Here is a 6,622-nt window from a genome sequence, read left to right as displayed (position 1 = left end):
TTAGAACTATTTTTCAGCTTCTAGAATTTGAGCTATTTTTTCAAACGTGTTTCCATTTCGAATCGTAATCATTTTATAAAAATTTTGCTTTAATAACTGTTTATGGTAAGTTGTTTTTAAATACTCTACTTCATCAAATTTCCCCCAAAACACAGCATGATTTCCTATATATACTACCTCATTATGAAAGTTTACCTTATTAAGAAACTCTAGTATCGAGCTTTTATCTAACTGATAAGAAAAGAATAATACATCTCTTCTTGCCAACTTTTCATTCCACCACTCTGGTAAGCTTTCTTTTTCTTTTAAATATTCTTCTTTTGTTAGTAAAGCAAAAGGAATTGAAAACTCATAATGACTTTCTAGCAAATCTTTAATTTTGCAAATACAAGTATCGTATGTATCACCACTGCTAAAAAATAAATTACCACTATTAATATATGAATGAACATTTTGAAAATTTAACCCTTCTAATAATGCTTTCAGTTCACTCATTACTACTTTATTCTTACCACCAACATTTATTCCACGTAACAAAAGGATGTATCTCACTATAAAATCTCCTTCATTTAATCATTTTACAATCACTTTAATGATTATACGACAAATATCAAATTGTTAATATCAAACAATATCCTTTGTTTGATACCGTATCATACAAATACAATTTTTTAGTACCTTTTAGGACAACGTATTTATAAATAAAACGTTTCTCCTTTAACAGATTCTCTATTTGATTTTGTTTTTCTTTTAATTCTAGATTCTTTTTACTTTCTGTATTTAGGATATTTCTAAATTCTTGTTGATAAATCTCTTCAAGATTAGCATACTCGTTATTAAAGTTAACTTCCCCATCTAAAGAATAGGAGTAAATATCAAATCGGTCATTCCCAAATCCCCTCTTACTTTTATACTCCAATTTTATATTTTGGACATGAGTCCCTAATTCAGAAAGCTCATTTCTATTGTTCTGGTCAAAATGATTAAACGCAAAAATACAAGTAACTAATATCAATATAAGAATAATACTTTTTTTCATTGAATATTCACCTCTTTTACACCGAAAAAAATATACCTTCTCTCACAATTATAATCTCTAAATTGTTCAAGAAATGGATAATTCTCACATTTTAAGTAAATATTAAAAAGTATTCTAAGGATTATGTATTATTTTTTAAACCGCTTACTTTCTTAATTGTTTTCCATATTTTTTTCCGTTAAAATATAGATAAATTGAAAGTTTATTCTCAATTCGGGAAATATAATATCATTAAGAACAAAGGATTAGATGGTGTATGAAATATAAAATTTATTTCGATGAATCTAAGAAAATCGATCGCAAAACAAAATACTCCTATTATGGAGCAATCTCAATTGAAGAAACAGAATTAGATAAAATCGAATCGCAGATTGAACAAATACTAGATAAGCTAAATAGACCTTCAGAGTTACATTTTGTGGATTATCAACCTTCAGATATTAAGAAATACTTCCAAGTATTTAATTTTTTTCTTTCTTGCTCTAATATCAAAATTAACATATATCGCTTGAATAATGAACATTTTTTTCAATTAGGGAAAACATTAAAGTTTTCAGAAATAGAATTGAGAAAGTATTTTTATGTAAAAATACCTGAACGTCTTTTTTATGGTTTAGTTAGGGATGATAAACAGATTGATGGTTTGGATATTGTTATGGATGATAGTACAGAATATCGAACTCTAGGTGTTTTTGAAAAAATATCAGATCAGATGAATGCTCATTCGCTGTATAGAGGAAAAAGTTACCATGTTAACTCTGTTATTGGAATTAACTCTAAAAATTCTAGAATCATTCAGTTGTTAGATGTTATTCTGGGAATAGTTGTGTATCTACTTGAAGAAAATTATAAGAACTTGAAATCTTATCAGAGTATTAGTAAGCGAGATTTTATTTATAGACTTTTATTGAGTAATGATAATTTTAGTCTTTTGGATAAAATGATTTCTATATTTACTTGGGACAGTTCTGATATGGATTATCTTAACAAATTAGAAGTAGCTACTATTTTGAATCTATTTTTAGTTTTTTGTAATAAAAATGATTATACAGATATGCTTGCTGTTCAGGAATTTTATCTGAAATTTCAATCTGATTTAATGGCTTTAGATGATTTAGATAAAAAAACACGAGTTCATCTCCTGAAAAATAATCTTCAAAATCCATATAGTCCGGATAGAGTATTGAATAATTCATTAGTAGATTTATTTCTAGGGCATTTGAGTCAATTGGAGTTCAAAGATAGAAATAAATATTTAAAATAAAGCTCCCATCAAAGGAATCTGTGTATAGTTACATTTAATGAATGAAGAAAATTACTTGGGACATTTTTACTTGTGTTTGACACATAGTATATAGTTTGATTCAATCAATTGACATTTTCAAAAAAAGATAATAAAATAATGTTGCTAGAAATTGTTTGACTGTCTACTTTCTTCCCCACTGTCGGGAGGCTGGTTTGCAGTTATTATTTGAAGCTTTCTTCCCCACTGTTGGGAGGCTGGCTAAGATAAAAAGAAGGAGCATGATAAATCTGCTCCTTTTTTTGTTTTCATCCTTTTTGCATACACTAAAATAGGATTCCCTATTAACCCTATAAATGATAGAACCATATTAAAAAGCGTCAGACTCTCCTCTAACGCTTTTCGTAGTTTTCGATTAATTTTTCAATTTCTTCTAGTGATTTTACAAAATAGATTTGCTTTCTATCTTCCTTGCTTAATAGATTTGTCGTCACCATATGATTAAAAAACGATTCTAAATGGTCATAATAGCCTTCCATATTGTAGAAAATACAAATTCCATTCGTTTGACCGACTCTTACCCATGAAACAACTTCTGCTATTTCTTCTAATGTTCCTGGACCTCCAGGAAGTGCAATATACGCTTCACTTAATTCAATCATTTTGTTTTTACGTTCTGACATCGTTTCAACAATATGAAGTTTTGTAATATCTTTTTTAGCAATTTCTCGCTCTACAAAAAACTGTGGCATGACGCCAATGACTTGTCCACCTGCATTCATAACAGAAGTTGCAATCACTCCCATTAAGCCAGTATTTCCTCCACCGTAAACAAGTGTGTGATTCATATTCGCTATCCAAAGTCCTAGTTCTTCAGTTTTTTCAGCAAAACTAAGACTACTCTGACTAGCGGCGCAATAGACTGCAATATTCATAACTTCTCCTTATAAATAAGAGCCGTAAAATCTTACGACTCTATTATGATTATTTAAATGCTGCAATAATTTCTTCAGCAATATCTTTTGAACAGATAACCCCTGTAGTCTTTTTGTTTGGTACTAAGAAGTCTACTTCTTTTCCATCTACTGTACTATAGTGTAAATCTAATTCTTTTGCAATTACCATACCAGGAGCAATATCCCATGGTGCTAATAATGTTGATACATAAGCAACAGATTTACCTAATACTACTTGGATATGTTCAATTGAAGAAGCTCCATAAGTACGAGTGACCATTGCTTTACGAATCATTGATGCTTCTTTTTCATTTGCTTCTAATAACATAAATCCATTCACGTTAATCGAGCTATCACCAATGCTATGAACTTCAGGTTTAGATAAACGACGTCCATTGCAATAAGCACCGTAGTCTTTAATACCATAAACAAAGCGGTCACGCATGACATCATAAATATACCCTAATAAACCAACGCCATCTTTATATAAAGCGACCATGATTCCAAAATCTTCTTGACGTTTTACAAAGTTTAATGTGCCATCGATTGGATCAATTAACCATACATATCCGTCCATTGAAGTTAATTCGTCACCGAATCCTTCTTCTCCCATAATTTTATGTGTTGGGAATTGTTCACGAATTTTTGCAATTAAAAATTGCTCGATTTCTTTATCAACATTTGTTACTAAGTCATTACGACTAGATTTTGTATCTACTGTAATTGATTCACCAAAGCTATGACGAATTTTATTTCCAGCCTCCATAATCCAATCATTGACTAATAAATGTGTTGCCAATAAATCCATAACTAACATCCTTTCTATTGTTCCATTTTGATTCTTTTTGAAGCATTTTTACTCATTTGAACGACACGGTATAAACTATATCCAGAAACAGCTTCAAATTCTTTACCAAGTCTTTTTTCTTCACCAATACTTTTTACAATTGTTTTGAAATCCTTATATCGTTTGATAAATAATTCTGTTTCAATTCCACGCTCATAAGCATCTTCAACTGCATTCCATAATGCAATAACCGTTGACATTTCTTGGTGAGTCCAATCCAAGTCTAATGGATAACTATAATTTGCCAAATAAGTCCCTCCTCAAAAAGTACACTGCTAAGTATACACCTTTTTCGATAAAATAAAAAGGCATATCCTTCATTTACTAATCTAAGTTAATACGAATATTTTTCCATTTCCCTGACTTAAATCTAAATAATATAATGAGCCAACGAATAAATTGGTCAATAAATACTGCATACCAAGCTCCTGCTAAACCTAAGCCTAGGAGATTTACAAAAACAAATCCTAAACTTACCCGAATCACAATTGACCCCACAAAAATGGCAATTAATGGCCAAACAGTATCCCCTGCTCCCCTTAATGCACCAGAAGTAATTAATTGATGACTTTGGAACGGTTGAACGAATGCCACAATCGTTAAGGCAATCATGGTATTTCGAATAATTTCAGGCTCTGTAGAATAAAATTCTGTCAAAGTTTGCGAACCAAAAAAGATAAACAGTGACATCCCGATTGCTATCATAAAACCAATTCGTTGACACATTCTCGTATACATTCTTGCTAATTGTTCATTTTTTGCTCCAAGAGATTGCCCCATCAAAGTAGAAGCCGTTATCCCAAAAGCTTGAGCAGGTGAATACGTTAGATTTAAAATATTTAATGAAATTTGATGAGCTGCATAAACATTTGTCCCTAATCCCGAAACAATATTTAAAAATGAAATAATCCCAACTCTTAATGCTAATTGTTCTAAAGCAGTCGGCAATCCAATTCGGATTAAATCTTTCATCATTTCAAAACGAAATTCAAATTTTTCTTTTAAATCTAAATATAAAACACTCTTCTTAGACAATACATACCGCAAGTTTAACGACATCGCAATCACATTACTTAACGCTGTTGAAATAGCCGCTCCAGTTACTCCAAGTACTGGGAAGCCAAATAAACCATAAATTAACACAGCATTTCCAAGTACATTTAAACTATTTGCAATTAGATTATTACTCATCGGAATTTTTGTTTCACCAATCCCACGTAAAGCAGCTGTTACCGTAAACGAAAAGGATTGGAAAATAAAACCAATCATAATCACCCTAAAATATCCTGACCCAACTTCAATAACAGAAGCATCCGCTCCTAAAAAAGATAACACATTAGGCGCTAATACAAACATCAACACTGAAATAGGAATAACAAATCCTACCATTGCTAGTAACATGACATGTTTTAAGACTAGACTAATATTTTTATATTTTTTCGCTCCATAATAACGAGCGATGATGGCTGTTCCTCCAACATTCAACGCTTGCACAAAACTTAATCCTAAAAATACGGGTTGATTCGTCATCCCAACAGCAGATACTGCTTGAGCTGCATGTTCTGGAATACGCCCTACCATCATCATATCGACCATTCCAAATAAAGAGCTTAATAACACTTCAATAAAAACAGGCCATACAATATGAAAAATATTCATTCTTAACTCTGTTTTACTAACATTCTGATTTAACCCTTCTTCCATGCCATCTCTCCTTCTTTTCAAAAGTACTCTCTATTCTATACCCATTAGAGTTGATGTGCAACAGATATCTATTGAAACGAAAAGTAGGAAACAGCATTTGCCGTTTCCTACTTCATTGTGTTTCTTTAAAGAAGAAAATTTCTTTTCACTTTTTAATCAGTAAGATTATTTCTCTTCTTCTTTTTTCTTACCTGGAATTGCAATACCTAATCCAGCAAGAATTGAAGCCGCTGCTGCTCCAAAGATTGCTAATTCATCTCCAGTACCTGTATTTGGTAATTCATTCTTACGTTGTTCTACAGTTGGTGATGGGTTCACTGTCGCTTGAGACTGCGCAACTGGACGATATACATGACGTACATTGCCATTTGCATCTGTTTCAGTGCGAACAAATTCATATCCTGGAATAGTTTCATGCGGATGTTGACCCTTCTTAGCTGGTTGAAGAGGCTTACCGTTTGCATCTACAAATAAAGTTTCTTTTTCATTCACTACAGGAGTTTCTGAACTTACTTTACGATAGATATGAACTGTATTTCCATCTTTATCTACTTCACTACGTTCATAGATATAACCATCAATTGTTAAAGGTTCTTTCTTACCTTGTTCTGGTGATTTAATGTTATTACCGTCTCCATCTTTCCAAATTGTTAATGAATCCTTTTCCTTACTTGGTGTTGATGGTGTTGGTGTAACAGGTGTTGAAGAAGATTTCTTAGTATATACATGTACTGTATTACCATTTACATCTTTCTTCGTTTCTTTGAAAGTATATTCAGGAATATCTTTCTTATCCGTTCTTCCTTTTTCTGGTGATTTAATTTCTTTACCAT

The 6,622-nt window shown here is 31.5% G+C and carries 8 protein-coding genes; 1 reads left to right on the top strand and 7 read right to left on the bottom strand.

The annotated features are described in order from the left end of the window. Positions 1 to 6: 6 nt before the first annotated feature. Both RYL55_RS08010 and RYL55_RS08005 read right to left on the bottom strand, forming a co-directional pair. Positions 7 to 537, bottom strand: coding sequence for a DUF1697 domain-containing protein (locus tag RYL55_RS08010; RefSeq protein ID WP_315008516.1), 531 nt, complete (start codon positions 535 to 537; stop codon positions 7 to 9). Positions 538 to 610: 73 nt separating this feature from the next. Next, entirely contained in the window at positions 611 to 1,039 is a 429-nt protein-coding gene (locus RYL55_RS08005) for a hypothetical protein (RefSeq protein WP_315008514.1), read from the bottom strand. Between the two features lie 256 nt (positions 1,040 to 1,295). Here RYL55_RS08005 and RYL55_RS08000 point away from each other — a divergent pair, with 256 nt between their 5' ends. Then, on the top strand, positions 1,296 to 2,303 hold the full coding sequence (locus tag RYL55_RS08000; protein WP_315008512.1) for a DUF3800 domain-containing protein: 1,008 nt from the start codon (positions 1,296 to 1,298) through the stop codon (positions 2,301 to 2,303). Positions 2,304 to 2,674: 371 nt separating this feature from the next. Here the strand turns inward: RYL55_RS08000 and RYL55_RS07995 are convergent, their stop codons facing one another. The 5 genes from RYL55_RS07995 to RYL55_RS07975 form a co-directional block, all read right to left on the bottom strand. Further along, a complete protein-coding gene (locus RYL55_RS07995; RefSeq protein ID WP_315008510.1) occupies positions 2,675 to 3,217 on the bottom strand; it encodes a TIGR00730 family Rossman fold protein in 543 nt (180 codons plus the stop codon). A gap of 49 nt (positions 3,218 to 3,266) precedes the next feature. Beyond that, a complete protein-coding gene (locus RYL55_RS07990) occupies positions 3,267 to 4,046 on the bottom strand; it encodes an inositol monophosphatase family protein (RefSeq protein ID WP_315008507.1) in 780 nt (259 codons plus the stop codon). Between the two features lie 14 nt (positions 4,047 to 4,060). After that, positions 4,061 to 4,333, bottom strand: coding sequence for a UPF0223 family protein (locus tag RYL55_RS07985; protein ID WP_314077522.1), 273 nt, complete (start codon positions 4,331 to 4,333; stop codon positions 4,061 to 4,063). Between the two features lie 76 nt (positions 4,334 to 4,409). Continuing rightward, complete coding sequence (locus RYL55_RS07980) at positions 4,410 to 5,789, bottom strand: MATE family efflux transporter (RefSeq protein WP_315008505.1); 1,380 nt, start codon at positions 5,787 to 5,789, stop codon at positions 4,410 to 4,412. A 165-nt stretch (positions 5,790 to 5,954) separates the two neighbouring features. After that, the coding region (locus RYL55_RS07975; RefSeq protein ID WP_315008503.1) for a MucBP domain-containing protein at positions 5,955 to 6,622 on the bottom strand (668 nt) is incomplete at its 5' end.

The sequence above is a fragment of the uncultured Granulicatella sp. genome, from assembly GCF_963515615.1.
Taxonomy (GTDB): domain Bacteria; phylum Bacillota; class Bacilli; order Lactobacillales; family Aerococcaceae; genus Granulicatella.
The sequence above is the reverse complement of the archived record's forward strand: the minus strand, read 5'-3'. Positions and strand labels throughout refer to the sequence as shown.